Origin of the sequence: Kitasatospora sp. NPDC089509 (assembly GCF_044749365.1) — a bacterium.
Lineage (GTDB): Bacteria > Actinomycetota > Actinomycetes > Streptomycetales > Streptomycetaceae > Kitasatospora.
This window is the reverse complement of the sequence record NZ_JBIVHS010000009.1, coordinates 25,975-51,338: the sequence shown is the minus strand read 5'-3', so window position 1 is coordinate 51,338 and position 25,364 is coordinate 25,975. Positions and strand designations below refer to the sequence as shown.

Below are 25,364 nucleotides of genomic sequence, written 5' to 3'. Positions count from 1 at the left end.
GACAGGCCCCTGATGCCTTAGTTCTTCTGGTTGAGCCGCTTGGCGATCTCGTCGTCGTACTTCTTCGCGGTGGACTGGTAGTCGGCGCCCTGGAGGACCGCGGTCAGGAAGTCCTTGATCGGGTTCGGCACGTTCTCGACGCTGGCCCAGTTCGGGGTGATCGGGGTGGTCCCGCCGACCGCGGTGGCCACCTGGGCGGCGGTCGCGAACTCACCGGTGATCTGGCTGTTCAGGGCCGGCTTGTTCGGGATGTCGCCGGCCGCGGCGACCAGGCCCTCGTTCTTGTCGTTGAGGGCGACCTTCAGGAAGTCCTTCGCCATGTCGGTGTTCTTGCTCTGCGAGGCGATCGCGAGGTTCGAGCCACCGATGAAGACGCCGGACGGCTTGTCGGCGGTCTTGCCCGGGATCGGGAAGAAGCCGATCTTGTCCTTGGCCATGGCCTTCTCGTCCGGGAGCTCCCAGCCGAGGGCGATCATGGTGCCGATGTCACCCTTGGCGAAGACGTCCTTCTGCTGCGGGGTGGCCTCGTCCTTGTCCTTCGGACCGGTGACCGAGTAGCTCTGCAGCTTCTTGTAGGTCTCGAAGGCGCGCTGCGCCTCGGGGGACTCCAGGCCGCCGACCCACTTGCCGCCCTCCTGCTTGGCGATCTTGCCGCCCTCGCCGACCAGGAAGCCGAAGTAGGTGTACCACTCCTGGCCCGGCAGGTAGATCGGGTCGGTGACGCCCTGGGTCTTCTTCAGGGTGTCCAGGTCGGCGTAGAACTCGTCCAGGGTCTTCGGGGCGGCGGTCAGCCCGGCCTTGGCCCACAGGTCCTTGTTGTAGGCGACCACGCGGTTGGAGACCCACCACGGGGCGGCGTACTGCTTGCCGTCCAGCATCGCGGCCTCGTTCTGGTTGGCGGCCCAAGCGTCGCCACCCAGCGCGGACTTGTCCTTCGTGATGTCCAGCAGACCGCCGGAGGCGGCGTAGCCGGAGGTCTGGGTGTTGCCCAGCTCCAGGACGTCGACCGAGCCCTCGGAGAGCGCGGCGGTGATCTTCGGGCCGATGTCGGTCCACTCCTGGGTCTGGAAGTCGACCTTCGAACCCGGGTAGGTGGTCTCGAACTCGGACTTGACCGAGTCGGTCCAGCCCTTGGGGGCCGAGCCGCTCATCGTCCACACCTTGAGCGTCTTGCCCTTGTACTTGTCGGCCGCGCTGGAGGACGACGAACCGCTGTCGTCCTTCTTGCCGTCCGAGCTACAAGCCGCGAGACCGACGACCATGGCCGCGACGCCGACCGCCGCGATGAGCTGACGCTTCACGCCATCCTCCTGAGGGATGCCTGGGTTACCCCCGTCGGGTGGCAGCGGCATACCCACGCAAAGCGGGAGAACAGGTGCCGCAGAGCCCTTCGAACGGGTGGGGGGATTCATCGTTACCGATCTAGTGGTGTAGACCAGCTGCCTGGAGCTTGGCCTAGACCAATGGGCCTGTCAACGGCTGTTCGACCGATCTCGACCACCCGTTATCAAGCCGACACCGCACATCGTTCATCGCGTGATGAGGTATTCGTTCCGTAGCCATACATGCAACGATGTGATCCGTTAACGATGTGGCGGGGCGGTAAAAGGCCCCGCGAGAAGCGGGAGAACAGGTCCGATGAGCAGCGACGGGGGAACCACCGCCCAGGCCGACGACCCCGAGGCGAAGAGCCTCGCGACACCGGCCGGCGCCGACCCGACCGCGCGCGTCCCCAAGTACTACGGCCTCAAGCGCCACCTCCTCCAGCTCACCGAGACCCAGCCCGCGGGCACCCCGGTCCCGCCCGAGCGCGCGCTCGCCGCCCAGTTCGACACCTCGCGCACCACCGTCCGCCAGGCCCTCCAGGAACTGGTCGTCGAGGGCCGGCTGGAGCGCATCCAGGGCAAGGGCACCTTCGTGGCCAAGCCGAAGGTCGCCCAGGCCCTGCAACTCACCTCCTACACCGAGGACATGCGCGCCCAGGGCCTGGAGCCCACCTCCCGGCTGATCGAGATCGGCTACATCACCGCCGACGACCGGCTCGCCCCGCTGCTGGACATCAAGCCCGGCGGCCGGGTGCTGCGGATCGAGCGGCTGCGGCTGGCCAACGGCGACCCGATGGCGATCGAGGTCGCCCACCTGTCGGCCAAGCGTTTCCCCGCCCTGCGGCGCAATCTCGCCAAGCACAACTCGCTGTACGCGGCGCTGCGCGAGGTCTACGGGGTCACCGTGGCCGAGGCCGAGGAGACCATCGAGACCACCCTCGCCAACCCGCGCGAGGCCGGCCTGCTCGGCTCCGACCTCGGGCTGCCGATGCTGCAGCTCTCCCGGCACTCCTTCGACGGGGACGGCGATCCGGTCGAGTGGGTCCGCTCGATCTACCGCGGCGACCGCTACAAGTTCATCACCCGGCTGAAGCGTCCCGAGTAGTCGGGCGCCCCTCGCCCACCACGGGCACCGGCGTGCGCGGTTCGCGCGCGCCGGTGCCCGTTCGCTTTTCCGCGCTTCCCCCTGCGCTCGCACGCGTCCGTGCGCGTCGGTGCGCGTCCGTGCGTGTCCGTGCGTGTCCGTGCGTGTCCGTGCGCATCGCTGTACGGGCGCCCGAGCACCCGTTCGTGTCCGGATGGCGGGAAGTTGCACCGTATCCGGTGACATGGATCACTCCATGCCCTAGATTGCGCAGCCGTACTGACTGCCGATCACCGATGGTGCTGCTCGGCGGGCTCGCGGGGCACGTGCGGTGTCCCGGGGCTGCGGCGCCGACGGGGAGAGCCCTCCGGAGCGGAGCCGAAGATGCCGTCTGAACAGTCCCCCGACAAAGCTGTCATGCCCGAGCCATCGGACAGATCCGTCCCGGCGGTGACGCCCGAGCGGGTGCTCGCCGGGCTGGCCCTGCTCGTGCCGATCGTCGCGATGCTCTGGGTCTCCTCCTACGACAAGACCGACCCGGCGGTGTCCGGGGTGCCCTTCTTCTACTGGTACCAACTGCTCTGGGTGCCGGTGTCGGCCGTCTTCACGGTCGCCGCCTACCTGTTGATCAACCGGGACGAGAAGGCCCGCAAGGCGGCCCGGGACGGCGGTGCGCGATGAAGGACGTCAACGTGCCGGCCCTGGTGGTCTTCGCGCTCTTCTTCCTGCTGGTCACCGTGATGGGCTTCCTCGCCTCGCGCTGGCGCCGCGCGGGCGACGCCGACCACCTGCACGAGTGGGGCCTGGGCGGGCGCAGCTTCGGGACCTGGGTGACCTGGTTCCTGCTCGGCGGCGACCTCTACACCGCGTACACCTTCGTGGCCGTCCCGGCGGCGGTGTACGCGACCGGCGCCGCCGGCTTCTTCGCGGTGCCGTACACGATCGTCGCCTACCCGCTGGTCTTCCTCTTCCTGCCCCGGCTCTGGTCGGTCTCCCGGGTGCACGGCTACGTGACCCCGGCGGACTTCGTCCGCGGCCGGTACGGCTCCCGGCCGCTGTCCCTGGTCGTCGCGCTGACCGGGATCCTGGCCACCATGCCGTACATCGCGCTGCAACTGGTCGGCATCCAGGCGGTGCTGGACGTGCTCGGCGTCGGCGGCGGGGAGAACGCCAACTGGTTCGTCAAGGACCTGCCGCTGTTCATCGCCTTCGGCGTGCTGGCCGCCTACACCTACTCCTCCGGCCTGCGCGCCCCGGCGCTGATCGCCTTCGTCAAGGACGCCCTGGTCTACATCGTGATCATCGTCGCGGTGATCTACATCCCGATCCGGCTCGGCGGCTACGGGCACATCTTCGACGCGGCCGCGGCCCACTTCAAGCAGACCAAGTCCGGCGGGCTGACCCTCCCGGACAACAAACAGTGGACGTACGCCACGCTGGGGCTGGGCTCGGCGATGGCGCTGTTCATGTACCCCCACTCGGTGACCGGCGTACTGGCCTCCAAGTCCCGCAACACCGTGCGCCGCAACATGGCGATCATGCCCGCCTACTCGCTGATGCTCGGCCTGCTGGCCCTGCTCGGCTTCATGGCGATCGCGGCCGGCGTCGGCAGCGGCGTCAAGGGCTACAACTCCCAGCTGTCGGTGCCGCAGCTGTTCGCGAGCATGTTCCCGGACTGGTTCACCGGCGTGGCCTTCGCCGCGATCGGGATCGGCGCGCTGGTGCCGGCCGCCATCATGTCCATCGCGGCGGCCAACCTGTTCACCCGCAACGTCTACAAGGAGTGGCTCAAGCCCGCCGCCACCCCGGCCGACGAGACCCGGATCGCCAAGCTGGTCTCGCTTCTGGTCAAGGTCGGCGCGCTGGTCTTCGTGCTCGGCATGGACAAGCAAGCCGCCATCAACCTCCAGCTGCTGGGCGGCCTGTGGATCCTGCAGACCTTCGTGGCGATCGTCGGCGGCCTGTTCACCCGCTGGTTCCACCACTGGGCGCTGTTCGCCGGCTGGGCGGCCGGCATGGTCTACGGCACCTGGACGGCGTACGGGCTGGCCAGCCCGGCCACCAAGCACTTCGGCGGCAACGCGGCCGAGATCCCCGGCATCGGCGAGATCGGCTACATCGGCCTGACCGCCTTCGCGCTCAACCTGATCGTCGCGGTGGTGCTCACCCTGGTGCTGCGGGCGGTCAAGGCGCCCCAGCTCCCGGACGAGACCAAGCCCTCCGACTACAGCGCCGAGGGCGGCGAGGACGAGCGGGACAACGCGCCGGAGCCCGTAGCGGCGCACTGATTGGCCCTGCGCGCGCCCTGTGATCGCGCCGCCTTCTCCGTGAACACTGGAGGAGGCGGCGCGATCATATGTATGAACAGGCGTGCACGCCGGGCACCACCAGACCGGACCGGCATCCGGCCGGAACCTGATCGACCCACGGGGAGCTCGCGGCCATGGCAGAACTCGGCACCACCCTCAACGGCCAGCACCAGTCCACCCAGAACCCGCACCCGTCCGTCCAGGGGACGCACCAGGCCGTCAACGGGACGCACCACCTCGGCTCCGGCCACCGCACCGCGGCCGGCCGGCTGCCGTCCGTGCTGATCGCCACCCGGCACGGCGAGTCCACCGCCAACGTCGAGTTCCAGCTGGCCGAGGCCGTCGGCGCGCTCAGCGTCCCGATCAGCTGCCGCGACGCCGACATCCCGCTCTCCCCGCACGGCCGGCAGCAGGCCCGGGAACTCGGCCGCTGGTGGGCTGCCCTGCCCGGCGCCGACCGGCCGCACAGCGTCTGGTGCTCGCCGTACGTGCGCACCGCCGAGACCGCCCGGATCGCGCTCGCCCAGGCCGCCGGACTCGGCGCGGTGCCCGTCACCCTCGCCGTCCGGTACGACGAACGGCTGCGGGACCGCGAGCTCGGCATCCTGGAGATGCTGCCCAAGGCCGCCATCGAGGCCAAGCACCCGGAGGAGGCCGCCCGGCGGCGCAAGATGGGCGAGCTGTACTACCGCCCGCCCGGCGGCGAGTCCTGGGCCGACGTCGCGCTGCGGGTGCGCAGCCTGCTGCGGGACGTCTGCGAGGAGGAGGCCGGACGGCCCGTCCTGCTGGTCGCCCACGACTGCACCGTGCTGATGCTGCGCTACGCGCTGGACCGGCTCACCGAACAGCAGTTGATCGACCTCGGGCCGGTGCACAACTGCTCCACCAGCCTGTGGCGGGCCCAGGACGGGCGGCTGCGGCCGGAGCACTGGAACGACCTGGGCCACCTGGACGGCGCGCCCGGGGCCGACTGAGCGACGGCCGGCCGGCCCGCCTCGGAGACGGCCCGGGTGGCGGCCCGGGTGGCGGCCCCGGGTGGCGGCGGGAACCCCCGGGTACGAACCGCCGAACGCCTCCGGCACACTGGCCGGATGGACTACCTCATCCGCCACGCCCTCCCCCAGGACCTCGAAGAAGCCGGCCGGATCACCGTCGACGCCTTCGTCGGCGACGGCTTCACCCAGCCCACGAGCGGCTACGTGGAGCTGCTCCGGGACGCCGAACGGCGCTCCCGCGAGGCCGAGCTCCTGGTCGCCGTCGACGCGGCCGACGAGCGCGTCCTCGGCTGCGTGACCTTCGCCGTCGGCGGCACCGAGTGGGCCGACATCGCCACCCCGCGGGAGGGCGAGATCCGGATGCTCGCCACCGCCGCCGTCTCCCGCGGCCGCGGCGTCGGCGAGGCCCTGGTGCGCGCCTCGGTCACCCGAACCCGCGAACTCGGCCTGGCCGGCATGGCCTTCTCCACCCGCCCCGAGATGACCACCGCCCACCGCGTCTACGAGCGGGTCGGCTTCCGACGCACCCCGGAACGCGACTGGGCGCCGTACCCGGGGATGAACCTGATGGTCTACACCATGGCGTTCTGAGCCCGGCGGACCGCCGCACGGTCCTCCCCCTCCCCGGCGACCGGCAGACGATCAACAGACGTCTTTTGATATAAACCACAGATCAAGACACGTCTTGACACGTCGTGACAGTCGATCGACCGGGGGGACGCAGCACATGGACGACGGGTCCGGCCTCGGCACGCCCGCGAGCGGGCCCACGCTCCAGGACATGCGCGAGGCCCGGGGCACCCTGGCCCCGACCGCCAGCCGCTACGCGATACCCGCACCCGTGCCCCGGCCACGCGGCCCGCTGCCGCCCTCCGTCCGCTTCAAGGCGGTCGACGGGCTGCGCGGCCTCGCCATCGCCTCGGTGCTGCTGTACCACACCGACTGGTTCCAGAACGGGCTGTTCGGCGTGGACGTCTTCTTCGTCCTCTCCGGCTTCCTCGTCAGCCTGGTGCTGATCCGCGAACTGGACCGCACCGACGGCATCCGGCTCGGCGTCTTCTACCGCCGCCGGGCGAAGCGGCTGCTCCCCGGACTGTTCACCACCATCATCCTGGTCGTCGGGTTGTCCGCCCTGGTCAGCCCGCTGCGGGACGTCAGGGACCTGCGCCCGCAGGCGCTCGCCGCGCTCGGCCAGGTCGCCAACTGGGCCCAACTGGCCCGCGGCGACGCCTACTGGCAGCACTTCGCCTCGATCGACCCGCTCGCGGCCATGTGGTCGCTCAGCATCACCGAGCAGTTCTACGCGGTCTGGCCGCTGCTGCTGCTCGTCCTGTTCGGCCTGTGCCGCCGCTCACTGCGCGCGACCGGCATCGCCACCGCGGTGCTGTTCGCGGTCTCCGCCGCGGTCGCCCCGCTGATGTGGAACGGCCACAACAGCGACCGGCTCTACCTCGGCACCGAGACCCGTGCGGTCGGCTTCGCGGCCGGCGCCACCGCCGCCTTCGGGGTCTACCTCTGGCTGCGCCGCAAGGCCCGCGCCACCGACGCCGCCCGCTCGCACCGGCTCGGGGGCACCGCTCTGCCCACGCTGGTCGGCACCGCGGCCCTCGGCGGCCTGGTCTGGGCCAGCCTCTCCGTCGGCAGCTACCACGACCCGCTGCTCTACCGGGGCGGGCTGGCCGTGGTGGCCGCGCTCGCCGCGGTCCTCACCGCCTCGCTCTGCCACGACCGCGGGCCGCTGGTGCGGTTGCTGTCGCTGCCCCCGCTGCGGCTCACCGGCACCATCTCGTACAGCCTCTACCTGCTCCACCTGCCGGTGTACTGGCTGCTCCAGCACTACGTCGACGACATCTCGCCGCAGCGGCTGCTGCTGATCGGCGCGCCGGTGTCGTGGGTGCTGGCCTGGCTGCTGCACACCGGTACGGAGAAGCTGCGGGTGCTGCGGTGGCGGGTCTTCCCGGCCGTCCCGCTGCTGGCCGTCGCGACCGCGGTGGCCACCGCAGGGGCCTGGTACCTGCCCGCCTGGGTCACCCACGACATGCGTTCCGGGCCGAGCGGCAAGCCGGTGGTCCTGGTGCTCGGCGACTCCTTCGCCCAGGACCTCGCCACCGGCCTGTACCGCCACGGCGACCGCTACCGGGTGGTCGACGGCGGCATCAGCGGCTGCGGCGTGTTCGACCCGGACAAGGTGCGCACCACCTCCCAGGAGGAGTTCGACACCGAGGCAGACTGCCGGGACCGGGCCGCCGAGTGGGACCGGCAGCTCACCTCCGCCGCGCCGCAGGCCGTCCTCGTCCACCTCGGCTGGGACGCCGCCGAGCAGTACCTGGACGGCACCTGGCTCAACCCCTGCGACGACGACTACCGCAACCGGTACCGCACCCAGCTCACCCAGGCCGTGGAGCAGGTCCACCGCCGGGCACCCGGCGCCCGGGTGCTGCTGATGAACGAGCGCGTCGAGAACGGCGCCATCAACAAGACCTGGGGCAACTGCTACGACCAGCAGGTCTCCGACTTCGTGAAGGCCTCCGGCGGCACCGTCCGACTGGTCGACCTGAACGCCTTCTACTGCCCGTACGACACCTGCGTGTGGAAGGACAAGGACGGCCACTGGGTCACCCCCGCCAACGACGGGGTGCACCTCACCCCGGCCGGCATGCGGTTCGTGACGCCGTGGCTGGAGCAGCAGATCGCGGACGGGCTGGCCGGGGCCCAGCCGGACCACCCGGCCGCCCCGGCGCCGACGGCGACCCCCACGCCCACGCCCACACCCACACCGACGGCCGGCGCCACACCGACCCCGACACCGACCACCGGCAAGCCCGCCACGCGACCGGGTTCCCCTCGTCCGGCCCACACCCCGACCGGCAGGGCGACCGCCGGTGAACCCCCGGCGCAGCAGTAACAGCCGCTACGCGGGCGGCACTTCGTAGGTCTGCGCGAAGCAGTCACGGATCGCCTTCTCGGACCCCGAGCGCCCCGCGTAGTCCATCCGCGGGGTGTCCGGGGTGGGCGGCAGGGTCGGGTCGATGCCGAAGTACAGCGACCAGAAGTACAACCCGCTCAGCTTGCGCTGCTCGGCCACCCGGCACACCGCGGTGAACCAGGTGGCCTGGACGGCCTCGTTCACCTCGGTCTTCTTGTAGTACTCACCGGGTGTCTTGTACGCGCCCTTCTGCGCCGGGATGCCCACCTCGGTGAGCTTGGTGGTCGGCTGGGCGCCCGTGCCGCGCTTGTCGAGCCATGCGTTCCAACTGGCCTCCAGGTCACCGATGGGGGCGTCGTCGTCGGAGTTCCTGGCCGGCGGGTAGGCATCCACGCCGGTCACGTCGGTCGGCACCGCGATCGGGGCCTTGGACCAGTTGTCGAAGTTCGCGTCGTACGCCACCTCGCCGTGGAAGGTCTTCCGCGCCTGGTCGATCAGCCCCGGCCAGTGCGGGTCGCCCTCCAGCGAGTTGAACTCCGTGCCGATGGTGAACTCGGCCGCGTCGTGCTCCTGGGAGACCTTCAGGTACGGCTCCAGAAAGGCGGCGTAGCTGGCGAACCAGGCGTCCCGGTCGGTCGGCGCGATGTTGCCACGCCACTTGAGGGTGTGGACGTAGTCGAACACGTCCTCGTCCATGATCGGACGCACGGTGGTGCGCAGGCCCGCCCGGTGGGCGGCGTCCAGCAACAGGGCGAGGCGCTCCGGGGTGGGCGAGGTCGGACGGGCGGCGACGGCGTTCGACTTGGTACCGGTGGTGTAGTACGGGAACGTCACCGACAGGGAGTTGGCGTTCAGCCCGACCACGTACTTGACGATGCGGTCGACCTTGCCCTGGACGAAGTTGTCCGGGTCCGCCGGGTCGTCCAGCCAGTACACCTGCACGCCCCACTCGGGGCTCCCCTTCGTCCACGGACGGGCCACCTTGGGGCCGGTGTCCTCGACCGGCGGCGCGTCCTTGCCGAAGCCCCAGACCCGGCCCTGCTCGGTGGGGGCGGCGAGGTGGACGGTGGTGGGGCTCTGGTGGTCGAACCGGATCGGGTGGTCCCCCCACACCACGGGGACCGCCACGGCGACGGCGACGACGACGGTCGGCAGGACGAAGATTGCAGCGCGCTTCACAGTCGTGCTTTCCGATCAGGCCGGCTTGGCGATGACGACGAACTTGTTCTCCTCGCCCTTGAGGAACTTGATCAGTCCCCGCAGGCCGCCCCAACCCTCCAGGAAGGAGAACACCGGGATGCAGGCCACCACGACGATCGGCTCCCACCACTTGCGCCGGTGGTTGGCCGAGGCGACCACGTTCAGCCGCAGCCCCTCCCAGTACGTCCAGATGACGTAGGCGAAGTTGATCGCCCAGAGCAGCACCACGGACTGGGTGACCGGCGAGGTGTTCCAGGTGCCGGTGAACCAGGCGACCAGCAGCACCAGGCCGACGTGCTGCAGCGGGCCGAGCACCCAGCTGACCATGCCCATCCCGATGAACAGCCGGTACCGCAGCGGGATCGTCTTGTTGAAGCAGAGCGCGACCAGACCCCAGGCCCAGCGCTCGCGCTGCTTGAGGAAGTCCTTGACCCCGGCGGGCGAGGCGCCGTAGCAACGCCCGTTGAACCAGTCGCTGCGACCCGGGTAGCGCTGGCAGAAGTTCAGCGCCATCTGGGCGTCCTCGACGATGGTCTTCGGCCCGAAGTCCCAGCCGATGGTGGCCTCCACCGAGGAGCGCACGATCAACAGCTCGCCGTGGACGCCGGCGATCGGGGTTCCGGTACCGGTCATCGCGCGGAAGCGGGCGATGTCGTCGGCCGGGCGGATCGCGTCGGCGAGCCAGGTGAAGGTCGAGACCGCGTTCTCGCGGGGGTACGTCAGGATGCCCTGCGCCATGTGCTTGGCCTCGTCGCCGGCCCGGCGCTGTCGGTTGACGAACTGGGCGACGGCCGCGGCGGTGTCCGGGCCGACTCCGGTGTCGTCGTCCATGTGCAGCACCCAGACGTCGTCCTCGGCCTCGCCCTCCTCGATCCGCAGCTCGTGCGAGTAGTGGTTGGCGCGGGCCTTGAACTTGGTGCCGTTGGGCGTCTCGTACGCCTTCGGCACCGTGACCACCCGGATCAGCGGGTGCCGGGCGGCCAGGTCGTCGATCTTCTCGGCGGCGGCGCAGCCCTCCTCGGTGAGGATGTCCACCCGTAGCCACGGGAAGTAGGGCGGCAGATGCTCGACGTACGAGAGCACCGAGCGCTCCAGCGCCGGGTAGGTGTCGTGCCGACCGATGGTCGGCACCAGCACGATCAGGAAGTCGTCCTCGACCGGCGCGGGCGGGGTCATCCGCCCCACCTGCCGCAGCCGGCGGCGGACCATCAGCACGCCCTGGAAACCGATCAGCACGCCGAACACCGGCATGCCCCACAGGATGGTGATCGCCCATCCCAGCGGGGTCGGGTTGGGCACGTACGCCCAGATCGAGAAGGCGAAGATGATCAGGAAGGCCACGTAGAACGGCAACACCCGGGGCTTCCACGACATCTGTCGCTCGGCGAGCCGGGCGGCCTCGCGCGAGGTGGTGAGCACCGTCCGCACGGGGGCTGTCGATGGCATGGCGAAAATCGTTCCTCGTCTGGTGTCGGTCCGGCCCCGGGCGGGGCCGGTCGTTCACGGGCGGTCAGGTCTGCGGCGGGCGGTCCGCCGACGGCCGGTCGGTGGGCGGCGGCGCGACCGGTCCGGGCGCCACCGGGCCCGGGGCGACGGGCGGGGCGGCGGGCCACTGCTGCGGGGCGTAGGTCGGCTGGTACGGGGCGGGCGGCTGGGCGTACGGGACCGGCGACGCGGGCTGGGGCTGGACCGGCTGCGGCTGAGCCGGCGGCCAGGCGACCGGCTGCGGCGGGACCTGCTGCTGCCACACCGGCTGGGCGGGCGGCTGCTGCGGCCACGCGGCCTGCGGCTGCGGCTGCGGCTGCGGGTACAGAACCGGATTCGGAGCGGACGGGACCGTCTGCAGGATCGACCAGTGCGGTTCCCCACCCGACTCCCCGGCCTCCCCGGCCCGCTCCCGCCACTTCGACCGGGCCAGCAGCACGATCAGAGTCGCGGTGACGACCACCCCGAGCCCGAAGGTGGCGAGCTTCAGCCAACCCTCGGTGGTGCCGGTGAACCACTCGCGCTGGGGTTTGTCGAGCAGCGCGCCGGTCAGGCTGCGCACCCGGTTGTAGCCCTCGACCAGCGCGACGCCCGCCGCCACCCCGAGCGCCCAGCCACGCCCGCGCAGCAGGAGGATGCCCGAAACCAGGTAGAGCAGGCCGTAGTTGAGGCTCCCGGTCTCGGCGTCCACCGACGACCCGCCGTAGTAGAAGATGCCCTTGAGGTAGGTGGCGAAGCCGACCTGACCGAAGCAGTTGTACGCCGCCCAGGCGAGCAGCACCACGCCCCAACCGACCGCCAGGGCACCGACCCCGCGCATCGGACGCGTCTGTGTCATCCCCTACCCCCGCCCCTCCGGGCCCTCTCCCGACCGTGTACCGAACAACCCCACGGTTTCGCCGCCACAGAATGCCACACACCGCAACGGGCCCGGAATCCAACCCGTTCAACGTGATGGTCACCGGTTCCCGGCGGAGGTGCGGACCCGACGGCTCAACGGACGTGAAGACCGCCCCAGTCGATGCCCGGGCCGAACGCGCCGGAGCCGCCCGTGAGCACCAGCGGGCTGTGGTAGGTGGCGTTGACGTCGGCCGCCGTGTTGCGCGGCTGGTCCGGGGTCAGGTTCTTCTCCGTGAGCGACTGCCCCCAGACCGTCCAGATCGTCCACGGCGTGCGCCGCAACGTGTCCGGCTGGCGGGAGTTGACCGGGACGGCGAAGGACTCGGCCAGCATCCGCGGCTTGTCGTAGGCGGCGAGCCCGTCGTAGTAGCGCTTGGTCCACACCTCGCCGGTGCCGATCGGGTGCGCCGGGCTGCCGCTGTAGTCGTCCACGCCGACCACGTCCACGTACTGGGCGCCCGGGTAGTAGTCCCACGGGTCGACGCCCGGGGCGCCGTCCCAGGACACCGGCGTCCAGACGAACAGCAGGTTGTGCAGCCCCCTGGTGTCCACCAGGTAGTGGTAGGTGATCCGCCACAGCGCCTGGTACTCGGCCGGCTTCTGGCCCGCCCACCAGAACCTGCTGGCACAGTCCTGCACGTTCATCTCGTGATACGGGCGCAGCAGCACCGGCACGTCGTGCGCCGCCAGGTACTCCAGGTGATCCGCCAGGTAGGAGAGGTCGGACACCAGCGCCCGGTACTCGGGGGTGTCGTGCTGGCTGTCCACGACCCGGCCGAACCAGCCGGGGTCCTTGGCCGCGGGGGAGTTCGAACAGAGCACCCGGTCGAAGGACTTGACGTCCGATCCGGGGTAGGGCTGGTGAAAGGACATCCCGACGATCCCGGCCGGGGCACCGCCGTTGTCCGGCAGTTCGGTGCTGCTGCCGTCGCAGTTGTGCTGGACGCCGGAGGTGCCGTAGGTGCCGTCGTCGGCGCGTGGGTGGCCGGACCAGACCGCGGCCAGCAGGTCGACGGCGTCGTCGGTGTACTGCCAGCCGGGTCGGCAGGTGGGCCAGCGGCCGGCCGAGTAGGAGCGCGGGTTGCCGACGCCCCAGGCGCTCTGGCCGTAGCCGGGGCCGAGGTCGGTCTCGACGAAGCCCGGCAGCTTGCCGGTGATGTCGGCGGCCTTCCGGTAGTAGTAGCCGACCTGCTTGGTGCCGCGATAGTCGCCGTACTCCGGGTTGTTGCGCTCGTTGTGCGCCTCGACGTGCTGGCCGATCACCGTCCCGCCGCTCTTCCCGGTGCGGGCCTGGCTCTCCAGGTCGGTCAGGAACTGGTCGACGGCGCGGGCGTTCGGCGAGGCCCGCGGATCCCGGGCCAGCAGGTCCCGGCCCACGTCCGGCGGCAGGGTGCGTCCGGGCGCGCCCACCGACACCGGTGCGCGGGAGGGCTGTTCGACGTCGCTCCGGTCGGTCCGCCCGTCGCGACCCAGCAGCACGAATGCGCCGGTCGCGACGACCGCCCCGGCCACGGCCAGGACGGCGGGCTTGCCGCGCAGGGCACTGGGCAGCGCCACGGACCACTCCTCCGGTTGCTCGCCGGTACCGACCCCCACGGACCCAACCGGAACACGCGTACGAATGACTGCCCGAGAGCCTGTCACACTCCCCCGGCCCCCGCGAACGAATCCGCCGGGACCGGGGCGTCGGGGGAGGTCAGCCCGCCGGAGCCGGGGGCGGCGTGCCCTGCGCTCCCGGCGCGGCGGAGCCCGCGGCCTTGGCGCGCTGCAGCAGCTGGCCCTTCACGTACTCGGAGAATCCGGAGGCCGCCGCGGTCGCCGTGGCGTCGGGGTTGTTGCCGCCCTTCGCCGAGCCCTCGACCGTGAAGTAGGCGTACCGGCCGAGGCTGTTGTGGGTATTGGTGCAGCCGGGGTTGGCGCAGAAGGCCGGGGCGCCGGCGGCCGGCAGACCCTTGAGCTGGCCGGCGTAGTTCTTCATCGCGGTCTCGGCCTGGATCTTGTGATCGAAGACGGCCACGCCGACGGTCACCGCGCTGTCGCCGGAGACGTACGTCGCCCGGAGCACCTTCTGGCACCCCTGGTCACCGAGCACCTTGCCGAGCCCGCCGGTCGTCGAATTGCCGTCCCAGCACGGCTGGTCCAGCGCGACCATGGTCCGGTTCCAGGCCGCGCCGTTGATCGTCAGCTGCTGCGCGGAGAACAGCACGCCCGCGTCCTGCGGCGCCGGGTCGGTCGTGGCCTCCCAGATCGGCTTCGACGGGTCGTCCGTCTGGCCGGACTGTCCCCCCGGGCTCCCGGACGGGCTCGACGGCGTGGCCGTGGGCCGACCGGAGGCGGTCGAGGTCTGGCCCGCGACCGCCTTCTCACCGTCGTCCTTCTTGCCCTGGAGCAGCACCGCGCCGCCCGCGGCCAGGCCACCCACCACGACGACCGCGGCGACGATGCCGATCACCTTGAGCCTGCGCTTGCGCTTGCCCTCGGCCTCGTTGCGGTCCGCCAGCGCCGCCCAGTCGGGCTCGGCGCGCTGCGTCGGAACGGGCTGCGGGGGCTGGGGCTGCTGCTGCCACTGCGGCTGGGCCTGCGACTGCGGCTGCGGCGGCTGGGCCTGCGGCTGCGGCACCGGAGGAACGGGCTGGGGAAGCGGCTGCCCGGACGGCGCCACCGGCCCGTACGAGGGCGGCGGCGGGCCGAAGCCCCCGCTCGGCGGCGGCACCGGTCCCGGTACCACCGGCTGCTGATTCCGTGCGCCCCCCGGCCCGGCGGGAGACGTTCCCTGCGGCCCGTGCCCAGGTACGCCAGTTCCGTCGCTCATGCGCCCAGATCGTAGGGCATGCGCCCGACCGCCGATCCGCCCGGTGACCATTCCGTGCCGGAACCGGGACGCCGTCGGCGCGGACCGGGGCGTCCCGTACACACGACCGGGCTTCCCGGCGGCCTCACCCGGGCCTCCGGCCGCCTCTGCGAGGCCTCCCGCCAAGCGCCGCAAGGCCCCTCGCCCGACACCACCGGTCATCGCTCCAACACGCCACGCCGCACTACATGTGGTGTCGCATCGGAGAGATGCCACTACATGTATGCTCGCTTCTGCTGTCGATGCAGGGGAACCCGGTGCGAATCCGGGACTGCCCCGCAGCGGTGTGCGGGCGGCTCCAGGAGCCGCGCCGCGAGTCCGAGTACCTGCCGACCAGCGTGCGCACGGCCCTCCCGCAGAGGCCGCACAAGCACCAGTACGACCCCTCCGGGCCTCGCGGGCGGGCCGGGGAGACACCTCTCGCGACGTCGTTTGCGTTCGCGCCGTGCTCCCCTGCCCAGATCGGCCCGGGTGACCCCGATCACGCCGCCGATCGCCGCCAGGAGAGAGCGCCTTGACCACCGCTGCCTCAGTCACCCTGCCCGCCCAGGGCACCGGTACCGCCTTTGTCGACCCGACGGTCGCCGACCCCGGCGGCGCGCTCCTGCGGCTGCTCACCGACCGCAGCGTCGACCTCACCGAGGTCGACCCCGGCCATGTCGCCGCCGCCGCGCTGCGCGGCCGCCACGCCGGCTCGGACTTCGCCGAGCTCCGCGGGCTGGCCGTGGACGCCGCCGCGTCGATGATCGCCGAGGACCCCCAGTACTCGAAGCTCGCGGCCCGCCTGCTCGCCCTGGAGATCGTCGACGAGGCGAACAGCCAGGGTTCCACCACCTTCGCCGCCTCGATCGCCGTCGGCCACGCCGAGGGCCTGATCGGCGACACCACCGCCGCGTTCGTCGCCAAGCACGCCGCCGCCCTGGACGCCCTGATCGACGCCAAGGGCGACGACCGGTTCGAGTACTTCGGCCTGCGCACCGTGCAGTCCCGCTACCTGCTGCGCCACCCGATCACCCGCAAGGTGATCGAGACCCCGCAGCACTTCCTGCTCCGCGTCGCCTGCGGCCTGGCGGTCGGTGACACCGAGCAGTCCGTGCGCGAGGTGTCCGAGCTGTACGGCCTGATGAGCCGCCTGGAGTACCTGACCTCCTCGCCGACGCTCTTCAACTCCGGCACCCGGCACCCGCAGATGTCCAGCTGCTACCTGCTGGACTCGCCGCTGGACAACCTGGACTCGATCTACAACCGCTACGCGCAGATCGCCCGGCTGTCCAAGCACGCCGGCGGCATCGGCCTGTCCTACTCGCGCATCCGCTCGCGCGGCAGCCTGATCCGCGGCACCAACGGCAAGTCCAACGGCATCGTGCCGTTCCTGCGCACCCTCGACTCCTCGGTCGCCGCCGTCAACCAGGGCGGCCGCCGCAAGGGCGCGGCCTGCGTCTACCTGGAGACCTGGCACGCCGACATCGAGGAGTTCCTGGAGCTCCGCGACAACACCGGCGAAGAGGCCCGCCGCACCCACAACCTCAACCTGGCGCACTGGATCCCGGACGAGTTCATGCGCCGCGTGAACGCCAACGCCGACTGGTCGCTGTTCTCCCCGGCCGACGTGCCCGAGCTGGTCGACCTCTGGGGCGCCGAGTTCGACGAGGCCTACGTCAAGGCCGAGCTGGCCGGCAAGGCCGTCCGCACCATCCCGGCGCAGACCCTCTACGCCCGCATGATGCGCACCCTCGCGCAGACCGGCAACGGCTGGATGACCTTCAAGGACGCCTCCAACCGGGCCGCCAACCAGACCGCCCTGCCGGGCCGCACGGTGCACTCCTCCAACCTGTGCACCGAGATCCTGGAGGTCACGGACGACTCCGAGACCGCCGTCTGCAACCTCGGCTCGGTCAACCTCGGCGCCCACGTGGCCGCCGGCGCCTCCGCCGACGACCTGATCAACGCCATGGACTGGGAGCGGCTGGACGCCACCGTGCGCACCGCCGTCACCTTCCTCGACCGCGTGGTGGACATCAACTTCTACCCGACGGTCGAAGCGGGCACCTCCAACTCCCGCTGGCGGCCGGTCGGCCTCGGCGTGATGGGCCTCCAGGACGTCTTCTTCAAGCTGCGGCTCGACTTCGACTCGGCCGAGGCCAAGCAGCTGTCCACGATGATCTCCGAGCGCATCATGCTCACCGCCTACGAGCGCTCCGCCGACCTGGCCGAGCAGCTCGGCCGCCACGAGGCGTACGGCGAGACCCGCGCCGCCCGCGGCGAGCTGCACATCGACCACTTCCCGACGGCCGCCCCGCAGTGGGCCGACCGCTGGACCGCGCTGCGCGCCCGGATCGCCGAGACCGGCCTGCGCAACTCGCTGCTGCTCGCGATCGCCCCGACCGCGACCATCGCGTCCATCGCCGGCGTGTACGAGTGCATCGAGCCGCAGGTGTCCAACCTGTTCAAGCGCGAGACGCTCTCCGGCGAGTTCCTCCAGGTCAACCCGTACCTGGTGCGCGAGCTCAAGGAGCTCGGCGTCTGGGACCAGCAGACCCGTGACTCGCTGCGCGACGCCAACGGCTCGGTGCAGGAGCTCGGTTGGCTGCCCGAGGAGGTGCGTTCGCTGTACCGCACCGCGTGGGAGCTGCCGCAGCGCGCCCTGATCGACCTGGCCGCGGCCCGCATGCCGTACCTCGACCAGAGCCAGTCGCTGAACCTGTTCATGGCGGCGCCGACCATCGGCAAGCTCAGCTCGATGTACGCCTACGCGTGGAAGGTGGGTCTGAAGACCACCTACTACCTGCGCTCGCGCCCCGCGACCCGGATCGCCCAGGCCGCCTCCGGCACCGCCCGCGCCGCCGCGCCGGTGCCCGTGAACACCCCGACCCTCACCCCGGAGGAAGAGGCCGCGCTGGCCTGCTCCCTGGAGAACCCCGAGTCCTGCGAGGCCTGCCAGTAATGACTGCCGACGACCGCAAGATGCTGCTCGACCCCGGCTTCGAGCTGACCCTGCGCCCGATGCGCTACCCGTCGTTCTACGACCGGTACCGCGACGCGATCAAGAACACCTGGACCGTCGAGGAGGTGGACCTGCACTCCGACGTCGCCGACCTGGCGAAGCTCAGCGAGGGCGAGCGCCACCTGATCGGCCGCCTGGTGGCGTTCTTCGCGACCGGTGACTCGATCGTCGCCAACAACGTGGTGCTGAGCCTCTACAAGCACATCAACTCCCCGGAAGCGCGGCTGTACCTGAGCCGTCAGCTGTTCGAGGAGGCCGTGCACGTCCAGTTCTACCTGACGCTGCTGGACACCTACCTTCCGGACCCGGAGGACCGCAACGCGGCCTTCGCCGCGGTGGAGAACATCCCCTCCATCCACCAGAAGGCCCAGTTCTGCTTCAAGTACATGAACGCGGTCGACCACATCGACTCGCTGCAGACCAAGGAGGACCGCCGCGCGTTCCTCCTGAACCTGATCTGCTTCGCGGCGTGCGTCGAGGGCCTGTTCTTCTACGGCGCGTTCGCGTACGTGTACTGGTTCCGCTCGCGCGGTCTGCTGCACGGTCTCGCCACCGGCACCAACTGGGTGTTCCGCGACGAGTCCATGCACATGGACTTCGCGATGTCGGTCGTCGACACCGTCCGCGAGGAGGAGCCCGACCTCTTCGACGACGAGATGGCCAAGCAGGTCACCGAGATGCTGGAGGAGGCCGTCGAGGCCGAGCTCCAGTTCGCCCAGGACCTGTGCGGTGACGGCCTGGCCGGCATGAACACCGACTCGATGCGCCAGTACCTGGAGGCCGTCGCGGACCAGCGCCTGGCCCGCCTCGGGATGCCGATCCGCTACGGGTCGACCAACCCGTTCGGCTTCATGGAGCTCCAGAACGTCCAGGAGCTGACCAACTTCTTCGAGCGCCGGGTGTCGGCGTACCAGGTCGCGGTCGAGGGCTCGGTCGCCTTCGACGACGACTTCTAAAGAAGACGACTTCCGAAGAAGACGCACGAACAGCGGTGCCCCGCACCGGCCACGGCCGGTGCGGGGCACCGCTGTTGTCGGCTTCGCCAGGCGTTCGCGCCGGGCGTTCACTCCAGGCGTTCACTCCAGACGTTCGCGCCGGGCGGGGGCGCCACCCGGGGGCAGCTCCTGACGGACCGTCGGGGTCGCCTCAGGGGTGGATCGGGGTCGATCCCGATACCGGTCAGGCCTGCCGACGAGCAGGATCGATCATGTCGCTGAGGCCCACTCAGCCGTAGTGATCCACGGGGTGCCCCACATGAAGCCGCTCGCCCGCCGCGCCGCCGCCCTCGGTCTGGCCTGTTCCGCCCTGGTCGGCCTGACCGCCGCCTCCGGCGCGCAGGCCTTCGCCGCCGGGGGCGCCGACTCCCCCACCGCGACGGCCTTCCCACCACTGGACCCCGCCGCGCTCCAGGCCGCCATCGAGACCCGCCCCGCCGACGGCGCCTCCGGCGCGGTCGCCCTGGTCGCCGAGCCGGGCCGGGTGTGGAAGGGCTCCACCATCGACAGCCAGACCGGCCGGAAGATCCCGGAGAACGCGCACTTCCACGCCGGCAGCATCTCCAAGGTGTTCGAGACCACCGTCGTCCTTCAGCTCGCGGCCGAGGGCCGGATCGACCTCGACCGGACCGTCCAGGACTACCTGCCGGGCCTGCTGCCCGACACCTTCGACCCGATCACCGTCCGCCAACTGGTCAACTACACCAGCGGACTGCCGAACGTGGACGAGGGCAAGCCCCCCGCGAGCGCCGACGAGACGATCGCCGACCGGTACGACTACCGCACCTTCGACCAGATCATCCAGCAGACCCTCCGCCCCGACGACGGCCGCCCGGCGCCCGGCCCGCACTTCGCGCCCGGCACCGAACAGGAGTACAACTCCCTCGGCTTCCGGATCGCGGGCAAGCTGATCGAGCAGATCACCGGCCACTCCTTCAAGGACGAGGTCACCGCCCGCATCCTCAACCCCCTGCACCTGGACCAGACTTCGGTGCCGGAGGACGACCCCACCATGCCCCGCCCCTACCTGCACGGCTACATGAGCGACGACAGCGGCCGGGCCGTCGACACCAGCGAGCAGGGCGGCGACCCGTCCAACCTGATCTCCACCACCGCCGACCTCGACCGCTTCCTGACCACGCTGCTGCAGGGCCGCCTGCTGCCCGCCGCCCAGCAGGCGGAGCTGTTCACCCTCCCCGAGGACAGCGAGGGCAAGCCCGTGCCGTTCGTCGGCGGCACCTCCTGCAACAAGGTGGCCTGCTTCGGCGCGGGCCTGATGTCCACCCCGCTGCCGAACGGTGCCGTGCTCTGGGGCAAGACCGGTCACGACGACGGCTACGCCAACGGCATGTTCGCCACCCGCGACCTGTCCGTGCACGCCGTGTACTCGGTGTCCAACCTGGGCCTGGACTTCGGCGCCCCGACGCCCCTCTCCGGCCGCCTGCTGACGGCGGTCCTCGCCCCCGCCACGCCCCACAGCTGACCGGGCCCGCACCCCCGTGTCAGTCCGCGCCCGAGCCGCCCTGGCGCAGCGCGTCCAGCGTGGTGCCGCGCTTGCGCCGCACCAGGGCGCGCAGGGTGCCCACGTTGCGGTAGCCGACCCGGGTCGCGATCGCCTCGGCACTGAGCGAGGTGGTGCGCAGCAGGTAGGTGGCCTGGTCGAGCCGGACCTCCTGGACGAAGGCCAGCGGCGTCATGCCCAGCACCGCCCGGGCGGTGCGCTGGAGGGTCCGTTCGCCGACGCCCAGCGCCCGCGCCGCCTCGGCGAGCGGCGGCGGATCGGTCAGGCGGGCCCGCACCCAGCGCTCGAACGCGGCCATCGTCGGGTCGGCCTGGGCCAGCAACGTCGGTACGGCGAAGGCGGCTTGGGAGGGCCGGTCGCCGATCAGCAGGTAGCGGGCGACGGTGTCGGCCAGCTCCGGGCTGTGCCGGCGTACCACCCACAGCGCGAGGTCGATGTGGGCGAAGGCGGCGCCGGCGGTGGTGGCGAGGCCGTCCTGGACGAGGGTGCGGGAGTCGTCCAGCAGCACCCCGGGGTAGCGGGTGCGGAAGAACGGCCCCAGCCACCAGCTGGTGGTGGCCCGCAGCCGGTCGAGGGCGCCGGCCTCGGCGAGGAAGAAGGTGCCGGTGCAGGCGGCGCCGACCGGGGTACCGGCCTCGGCCAGCCTGCCGCTGAGCTCCACCGCCCAGGCGTTGGCGGGTGAGCGGACGGCGGCCAGCACCCCGTCGGGCGCCTTGAAGCCGGTCGCGGGCATCAGCAACAGGTCCGGCCGGTGCGGCAGTTCGCCGACGGGGACGGTCGCCAGGGTGAGGCCGTTGCCGGTGCGCACCTCGGTGCCGGCCCCGATCACCGTCGTCGTGAACGGCGGGGGCTCGTCGCCCTGGAGGCGTACGGCGTTCGCGGTGCCGAGGACGTCGAGGAGGGCGGAGAGTCCGGAGTCGAAGATGCCGTCCACGGCCGCCAGCGCGATCTGCATGTCGGAAACGGTAGCCGACACGTCGTTTCCGCCACTCGTGGGGCGGTTTTCGGCCCCGTAGCTTGGGATTCAGGCCGGACGGGGCCCATCCCGCGAGGCCCTCATGACACGTACGAGGGAGACCGACATGACGCTCAAGCTGGGTGTGCTGGCCCTGCTCACCGCCAAGCCCGGCAAGGAGGCCGAGGTGGCGGCCCTGCTGGACACCGCCCGCGGCATCGCCGCCGAGGAGGCCCGGACCGAGGTCTGGTACGCCTTCCGGGTCGACGACTCGACGTTCGGCATCTTCGACGCCTTCGCCGACGACGCGGGCCGCCAGGCCCACCTGACCGGCCGCATCCCCGCCGCCCTCGCCCAGGTCGGCCCGGACCTCCTCGCCGCCGACCCGGACATCCGCCTGATCGACATCCTCGCGGTCAAGTAGTCACCGGACAGCACGAAGGCCGGTACGGATCGCTCCGCACCGGCCTCCGGCGAACCGTCGGGAGCGCCTTACGCGTTCGGCACCGTCGCGTACTTCGGGGTGCCCTCGGCCATCTGCTTCAGGGCGTCCTTGCGGTCCCGCTTCGACAGCTTGTCGATGTACAGGAACCCGTACAGGTGGTCGGTCTCGTGCTGGAGGCAGCGGGCGAAGAAGCCGGTGCCCTCGACCCGGATCGGCTCGCCGTCCCGGTTCACGCCGGTCACCGCGGCGTACTCCGGGCGGGGCAGCTCGGCGTAGGCGCCCGGCACCGAGAGGCAGCCCTCGTTGCCGTCGTCGAGCACCCGGCGGCGGTCGGCCGGGTACTCCTCCAGGACGGGGTTGATCACGTGGCCGACGTGGCGCACGCCCTCGTCGTCGGGGCAGTCGTAGACGAAGACCTTGAGGTCCACGCCGATCTGGTTGGCGGCCAGGCCGACGCCCTCGGCGGCGTACATCGACTGGAACATGTCGTCGATCAGCGCGGCCAGCTCGCCGTCGAAGGCGGTGACGTCCTTGACCTCGCGGTGCAGGACGGGGTTGCCGACCACGGTGATCGGGCGCGCGGTGCCCTTGCTGAGGTCGGGCTCCTCGCCGATCACCTTCACGGGGGCCTCGGGCGCCGCGCCCTCCACGTCGTGCTCGTGCTGGTGGTCGTGCTGCTCGGCCTGCTCCGCCATGTCTTCCGCTTCCATAGGTCTACACGTACCTGTCCAGGGTACTCAGCAGACTTCTTCGAGATCCCGGTACGCCCGGGTTCCGGGGGCGGCCGCGACCCAGCGGTCCAGCAGCGTCCGGACCAGGGTGGCCGGAGCGGCGATCCCGCACTCGCGTTCGACCAGCCAGGACATCCCGGCCGCGCCGCCCTGGCTGAGGTGGCTGAGGTGGCCGGGGTGGGCGGCGTCGCCGTCGTCGTGCGGGTCGTGGTGGGCGACGATGCCGTCGTCCGAGGCCATCCGGCTCTCCGAGCAGGCGCGGCACAGCAGCCGCACCGAGGAGGTCCAGTCCTCGGCCGCGTACCCGGCGTCGGCGACCAGGCGTTCCAGCGCGTCCCGGTCACCGGCGGTCGAGGCCTGCAGCAGCACCACGTAGGTCGGCACCGGGGAGGGCGCCCACAGCTCGATCTCGTCGAAGACGGGGTAGGCGACGCCGTCGGTGACCCGCTCGCCGTGCGGGGCGCCGTCGTGCAGCACCACCTCGCCCCAGCGGCGGCCGGAGGACGGCAACGGGATGGACAGCACCTCGATCCGGGCCGGGTCGAGCCGGCGGCCCCAAACCACCTCGGACTCGCCGTCCGGGGACAGCCGCACCGGGGTGGTGCCGAGGTCCAGGCTGACCGGGCCGTCCACGCCGGGGCCGCCGGGCAGCTTCAGCCCGTAGGCCTGCCAGGCGCGGCGGGCCAGCGGCCAGTCCTGGAGGGCGGTGGCGGTGATGCCGAGATTCCACCAGTCGGGGGCGCCGTGCTCGCGGTCCAGCAGGGCGACGGCGCGCAGCCCGGCCGAGCGGGCCTGCTCCCAGTCGCGGCGGAACTTGTGCAGCAGGGCGAGGTTGAACCAGGAGTCGGACAGCCACGGCTCCAGGTCGGCGGCCATCACCAGCAGGGCGCCGGCGTCCTCGTAGCGGCCGTCGCCGATCAGCGTGAAGGCCCGGTCGGTCGTCTGCCGCCAGGTGGCGGACGGCCGGTGCCGTGCCCGGTGGAAGATCCTCACGTTCGTCCCTGCCGTCGTCGTCCGCTCAAGTCCCGTACCGCCGGGGCCGTCCCGTCCTCGACGGGGCCCGGTCCCGGTGTCCCGGGTCGGTGTTCCACGCTACGACCGCATCCAACCACGCCCGCCCCCGCCCGCGCTCCCCACCGCCGAGGTTGGGGCCCGCCCCTCCCCAGCCTGCCCGCCGGAGCGCACCTCCTCAACCCCTGGCGGGTGCCGCTCGACCGCGCCCCGACCGCGGGCCCCGCGCCCCGGGCCGGAACGCCCGGGCCGGACGCGGGGGGGTAGCGCGGCTCAGCCCCGGCCCTGACCGCCGAACCGGGCCAGCGCGTCCACCACCCGGGCGTCGTAGACCCGCCCGCGCCCCAGCCGCAGCACCTCCAGCGCCTCCAGCCGCCCCACCGCCTCGCCCAGGCCCCGGCCGCGGGCGGCGGTCAGCAGGTCGTCGTGGGCGTTGGCGACCCGGATGATCCGGGCCGCCAGCGGCACCGGCCCCTCGCCGCCGGCCGGCCCGGGGCAGGGGTCGGCCAGTCGGGCGACCTGCTCGGCGACCTGCCGGGGCACCCCGGTGCGGCTGATCACCTCGCTGCCGAGCCGGGCGATGCGCTGCTGCTCGTCGCAGGGCAGCAGCGCGGTGGCGCCGTCCGGCACCGGCTCGACCAGGGACAGCTGGCCGACGTCGTGCATCAGCGCCGCGTACTCCAGCAGGGCGAGCTCCCTGGTGCCCAGTCCCAGCTCGCGCCCGAGCGCGCACGCCGTGTCCGCGACCCGGCGCGCGTGGCCGTGCGGGGTGTACCCGGCGACCTCGGTGGCCCGGGCGAGGCTGGCGATGGTCTGCCCGGTGGTGGCCCGCACGGCCGCGGCCCGCCGGAAGGAGACCTGGGCGAGCAGCAGCGGGGTGCAGAACAGCGGCAGCGCCCACAGCCCGACCTCGCCGGCCGCGAGGCTGACCAGCATGCCGGTGGCGACGATCGCCGAGCCGATCCCGAACAGCGAGCGCAGCTCGTCCTCCAGCGCGGCCGGGAACCGCAGCCCGGTGACGGAGGCACGCAGCACCGCCGCCAGGGTGGCGTCGCAGAGCGCGGCCAGCGCGGCGACGGCGGTCAGGAACGCCCCGTAGGCCGGGCCCTCGGGCGAGAAGCGGTCGACCATGCCGCCGTTGTAGAGCGGCTGGAAGACGGCGGCGGCGAAGCCGACGGCGAGCAGCCGGCGGGCGGCGCTGTCACGACGGGCCGGGTCGGCCCAGGGCCGGCGCCGGTGCGGGCGGCCGGCGCGGTGCGGCAGGGCGAGGCCGGGCAGCCAGGCCAGCAGCAGGCCGGCCCCGGTCACCGCGACGACCTGGAGCGTGCCGTGCGCGGTCGGCACTCCGCGCAACGGGCCGAGCAGGGCGTACGCCAGGGCGCCGGCCGCGCCGATGGGCGCCTGTTCGCGGTCGCCCGGAAGGGTGATCCGGACGCATTCGCCGAGCGCGATCAGCGCGGTGAACGCCAGCGCGACCCTCGGCTCGGCGACCCCGCGCACCGCGACCGCGCCGAGCGCGAGCAGCAGCAGCGCGCCGGCCGCCGCGTACATCACCCGGGCGGTGCGCCCCCGTGCCGAACGGGCCCGCCCGGCCCCGGCGGCAGCGGCCCGGTCGCCGCCCCCGCC

General features: G+C 71.9%; 20 protein-coding genes and 1 riboswitch. Of the genes, 10 read left to right on the top strand and 10 right to left on the bottom strand.

The features are described from left to right. Positions 1-17: 17 nt before the first annotated feature. Positions 18-1,301 carry an extracellular solute-binding protein gene (locus ACIP4P_RS20540; protein WP_400920378.1) on the bottom strand — a complete coding sequence of 428 codons (1,284 nt, stop codon included), beginning with the start codon at positions 1,299-1,301 and terminating at the stop codon, positions 18-20. Positions 1,302-1,638: 337 nt separating this feature from the next. Between ACIP4P_RS20540 and ACIP4P_RS20535 the strand changes: the two genes are divergently transcribed. The 6 genes from ACIP4P_RS20535 (at position 1,639) to ACIP4P_RS20510 (ending at position 8,618) form a co-directional block, all read left to right on the top strand. Continuing rightward, positions 1,639-2,430 carry a GntR family transcriptional regulator gene (locus ACIP4P_RS20535; RefSeq protein WP_350511929.1) on the top strand — a complete coding sequence of 264 codons (792 nt, stop codon included), beginning with the start codon at positions 1,639-1,641 and terminating at the stop codon, positions 2,428-2,430. Between the two features lie 396 nt (positions 2,431-2,826). Continuing rightward, positions 2,827-3,090 (top strand): DUF3311 domain-containing protein, encoded by a 264-nt coding sequence (locus ACIP4P_RS20530; protein ID WP_400920375.1) that lies wholly within the window; start codon positions 2,827-2,829, stop codon positions 3,088-3,090. Continuing rightward, positions 3,087-4,697, top strand: a complete 1,611-nt coding sequence (gene mctP, locus ACIP4P_RS20525) for a monocarboxylate uptake permease MctP (RefSeq protein WP_350511927.1) — start codon at positions 3,087-3,089, stop codon at positions 4,695-4,697. Before ACIP4P_RS20530 ends, mctP begins: the two co-directional genes overlap by 4 nt. A gap of 155 nt (positions 4,698-4,852) precedes the next feature. Then, positions 4,853-5,692, top strand: a complete 840-nt coding sequence (locus ACIP4P_RS20520; protein ID WP_400920373.1) for a histidine phosphatase family protein — start codon at positions 4,853-4,855, stop codon at positions 5,690-5,692. Between the two features lie 117 nt (positions 5,693-5,809). Continuing rightward, complete coding sequence (locus ACIP4P_RS20515; protein ID WP_350511925.1) at positions 5,810-6,304, top strand: N-acetyltransferase; 495 nt, start codon at positions 5,810-5,812, stop codon at positions 6,302-6,304. 136 nt (positions 6,305-6,440) lie between these two features. Then, complete coding sequence (locus ACIP4P_RS20510) at positions 6,441-8,618, top strand: acyltransferase family protein (RefSeq protein WP_400920370.1); 2,178 nt, start codon at positions 6,441-6,443, stop codon at positions 8,616-8,618. A gap of 6 nt (positions 8,619-8,624) precedes the next feature. Here the strand turns inward: ACIP4P_RS20510 and ACIP4P_RS20505 are convergent, their stop codons facing one another. The 5 genes from ACIP4P_RS20505 to ACIP4P_RS20485 all read right to left on the bottom strand — a co-directional run bounded on the left by ACIP4P_RS20505 (position 8,625) and on the right by ACIP4P_RS20485 (position 14,844). Continuing rightward, positions 8,625-9,818 carry a glycoside hydrolase family 113 gene (locus tag ACIP4P_RS20505; protein ID WP_400920368.1) on the bottom strand — a complete coding sequence of 398 codons (1,194 nt, stop codon included), beginning with the start codon at positions 9,816-9,818 and terminating at the stop codon, positions 8,625-8,627. A 15-nt stretch (positions 9,819-9,833) separates the two neighbouring features. Next, on the bottom strand, positions 9,834-11,285 hold the full coding sequence (locus ACIP4P_RS20500) for a glycosyltransferase family 2 protein (protein WP_350511922.1): 1,452 nt from the start codon (positions 11,283-11,285) through the stop codon (positions 9,834-9,836). 64 nt (positions 11,286-11,349) lie between these two features. Continuing rightward, positions 11,350-12,162, bottom strand: coding sequence for a hypothetical protein (locus ACIP4P_RS20495; RefSeq protein ID WP_400920365.1), 813 nt, complete (start codon positions 12,160-12,162; stop codon positions 11,350-11,352). A gap of 155 nt (positions 12,163-12,317) precedes the next feature. Continuing rightward, complete coding sequence (locus ACIP4P_RS20490) at positions 12,318-13,781, bottom strand: glycoside hydrolase family 26 protein (protein ID WP_400920363.1); 1,464 nt, start codon at positions 13,779-13,781, stop codon at positions 12,318-12,320. A gap of 139 nt (positions 13,782-13,920) precedes the next feature. Further along, positions 13,921-14,844, bottom strand: coding sequence for a hypothetical protein (locus ACIP4P_RS20485; RefSeq protein ID WP_400920361.1), 924 nt, complete (start codon positions 14,842-14,844; stop codon positions 13,921-13,923). Positions 14,845-15,281: 437 nt separating this feature from the next. Further along, positions 15,282-15,424, top strand: a riboswitch (cobalamin riboswitch). A 189-nt stretch (positions 15,425-15,613) separates the two neighbouring features. Here ACIP4P_RS20485 and ACIP4P_RS20480 point away from each other — a divergent pair. From ACIP4P_RS20480 to ACIP4P_RS20470, 3 genes are all read left to right on the top strand, one after another. Beyond that, entirely contained in the window at positions 15,614-18,019 is a 2,406-nt protein-coding gene (locus ACIP4P_RS20480; RefSeq protein ID WP_400920681.1) for a ribonucleoside-diphosphate reductase subunit alpha, read from the top strand. Further along, positions 18,019-19,035, top strand: a complete 1,017-nt coding sequence (locus tag ACIP4P_RS20475) for a ribonucleotide-diphosphate reductase subunit beta (RefSeq protein ID WP_350511918.1) — start codon at positions 18,019-18,021, stop codon at positions 19,033-19,035. Before ACIP4P_RS20480 ends, ACIP4P_RS20475 begins: the two co-directional genes overlap by 1 nt. A 298-nt stretch (positions 19,036-19,333) precedes the next feature. Next, positions 19,334-20,557, top strand: coding sequence for a serine hydrolase domain-containing protein (locus ACIP4P_RS20470; RefSeq protein WP_400920358.1), 1,224 nt, complete (start codon positions 19,334-19,336; stop codon positions 20,555-20,557). Positions 20,558-20,576: 19 nt separating this feature from the next. Here the strand turns inward: ACIP4P_RS20470 and ACIP4P_RS20465 are convergent, their stop codons facing one another. After that, a complete protein-coding gene (locus tag ACIP4P_RS20465) occupies positions 20,577-21,551 on the bottom strand; it encodes a GlxA family transcriptional regulator (protein WP_400920356.1) in 975 nt (324 codons plus the stop codon). 127 nt (positions 21,552-21,678) lie between these two features. Here ACIP4P_RS20465 and ACIP4P_RS20460 point away from each other — a divergent pair, with 127 nt between their 5' ends. Then, complete coding sequence (locus ACIP4P_RS20460; RefSeq protein ID WP_400920354.1) at positions 21,679-21,975, top strand: putative quinol monooxygenase; 297 nt, start codon at positions 21,679-21,681, stop codon at positions 21,973-21,975. Between the two features lie 68 nt (positions 21,976-22,043). Here the strand turns inward: ACIP4P_RS20460 and def are convergent, their stop codons facing one another. From def to ACIP4P_RS20445, 3 genes are all read right to left on the bottom strand, one after another. Continuing rightward, positions 22,044-22,691, bottom strand: coding sequence for a peptide deformylase (def, locus tag ACIP4P_RS20455; RefSeq protein WP_350511915.1), 648 nt, complete (start codon positions 22,689-22,691; stop codon positions 22,044-22,046). A 42-nt stretch (positions 22,692-22,733) separates the two neighbouring features. Next, positions 22,734-23,720, bottom strand: a complete 987-nt coding sequence (locus tag ACIP4P_RS20450) for a tetratricopeptide repeat protein (RefSeq protein WP_400920352.1) — start codon at positions 23,718-23,720, stop codon at positions 22,734-22,736. Between the two features lie 291 nt (positions 23,721-24,011). Beyond that, entirely contained in the window at positions 24,012-25,289 is a 1,278-nt protein-coding gene (locus tag ACIP4P_RS20445; protein WP_400920679.1) for an HD-GYP domain-containing protein, read from the bottom strand. Between the last annotated feature and the right edge of the window lie 75 nt (positions 25,290-25,364).

What these genes read in the sequence shown, in the direction of transcription:
- ACIP4P_RS20500 (WP_350511922.1), bottom strand. Translation starts at nt 11,285, where the DNA reads ATGCCATCGACAGCCCCCGTGCGGACGGTGCTCACCACCTCGCGCGAG.
- ACIP4P_RS20495 (WP_400920365.1), bottom strand. Translation starts at nt 12,162, where the DNA reads ATGACACAGACGCGTCCGATGCGCGGGGTCGGTGCCCTGGCGGTCGGT.
- ACIP4P_RS20460 (WP_400920354.1), top strand. Translation starts at nt 21,679, where the DNA reads ATGACGCTCAAGCTGGGTGTGCTGGCCCTGCTCACCGCCAAGCCCGGC.
- ACIP4P_RS20510 (WP_400920370.1), top strand. Translation starts at nt 6,441, where the DNA reads ATGGACGACGGGTCCGGCCTCGGCACGCCCGCGAGCGGGCCCACGCTC.
- ACIP4P_RS20520 (WP_400920373.1), top strand. Translation starts at nt 4,853, where the DNA reads ATGGCAGAACTCGGCACCACCCTCAACGGCCAGCACCAGTCCACCCAG.
- ACIP4P_RS20465 (WP_400920356.1), bottom strand. Translation starts at nt 21,551, where the DNA reads ATGCAGATCGCGCTGGCGGCCGTGGACGGCATCTTCGACTCCGGACTC.
- def (WP_350511915.1), bottom strand. Translation starts at nt 22,691, where the DNA reads ATGGCGGAGCAGGCCGAGCAGCACGACCACCAGCACGAGCACGACGTG.
- ACIP4P_RS20445 (WP_400920679.1), bottom strand. Translation starts at nt 25,289, where the DNA reads ATGTACGCGGCGGCCGGCGCGCTGCTGCTGCTCGCGCTCGGCGCGGTC.
- ACIP4P_RS20470 (WP_400920358.1), top strand. Translation starts at nt 19,334, where the DNA reads ATGAAGCCGCTCGCCCGCCGCGCCGCCGCCCTCGGTCTGGCCTGTTCC.
- mctP (WP_350511927.1), top strand. Translation starts at nt 3,087, where the DNA reads ATGAAGGACGTCAACGTGCCGGCCCTGGTGGTCTTCGCGCTCTTCTTC.
- ACIP4P_RS20515 (WP_350511925.1), top strand. Translation starts at nt 5,810, where the DNA reads ATGGACTACCTCATCCGCCACGCCCTCCCCCAGGACCTCGAAGAAGCC.
- ACIP4P_RS20535 (WP_350511929.1), top strand. Translation starts at nt 1,639, where the DNA reads ATGAGCAGCGACGGGGGAACCACCGCCCAGGCCGACGACCCCGAGGCG.
- ACIP4P_RS20530 (WP_400920375.1), top strand. Translation starts at nt 2,827, where the DNA reads ATGCCCGAGCCATCGGACAGATCCGTCCCGGCGGTGACGCCCGAGCGG.
- ACIP4P_RS20475 (WP_350511918.1), top strand. Translation starts at nt 18,019, where the DNA reads ATGACTGCCGACGACCGCAAGATGCTGCTCGACCCCGGCTTCGAGCTG.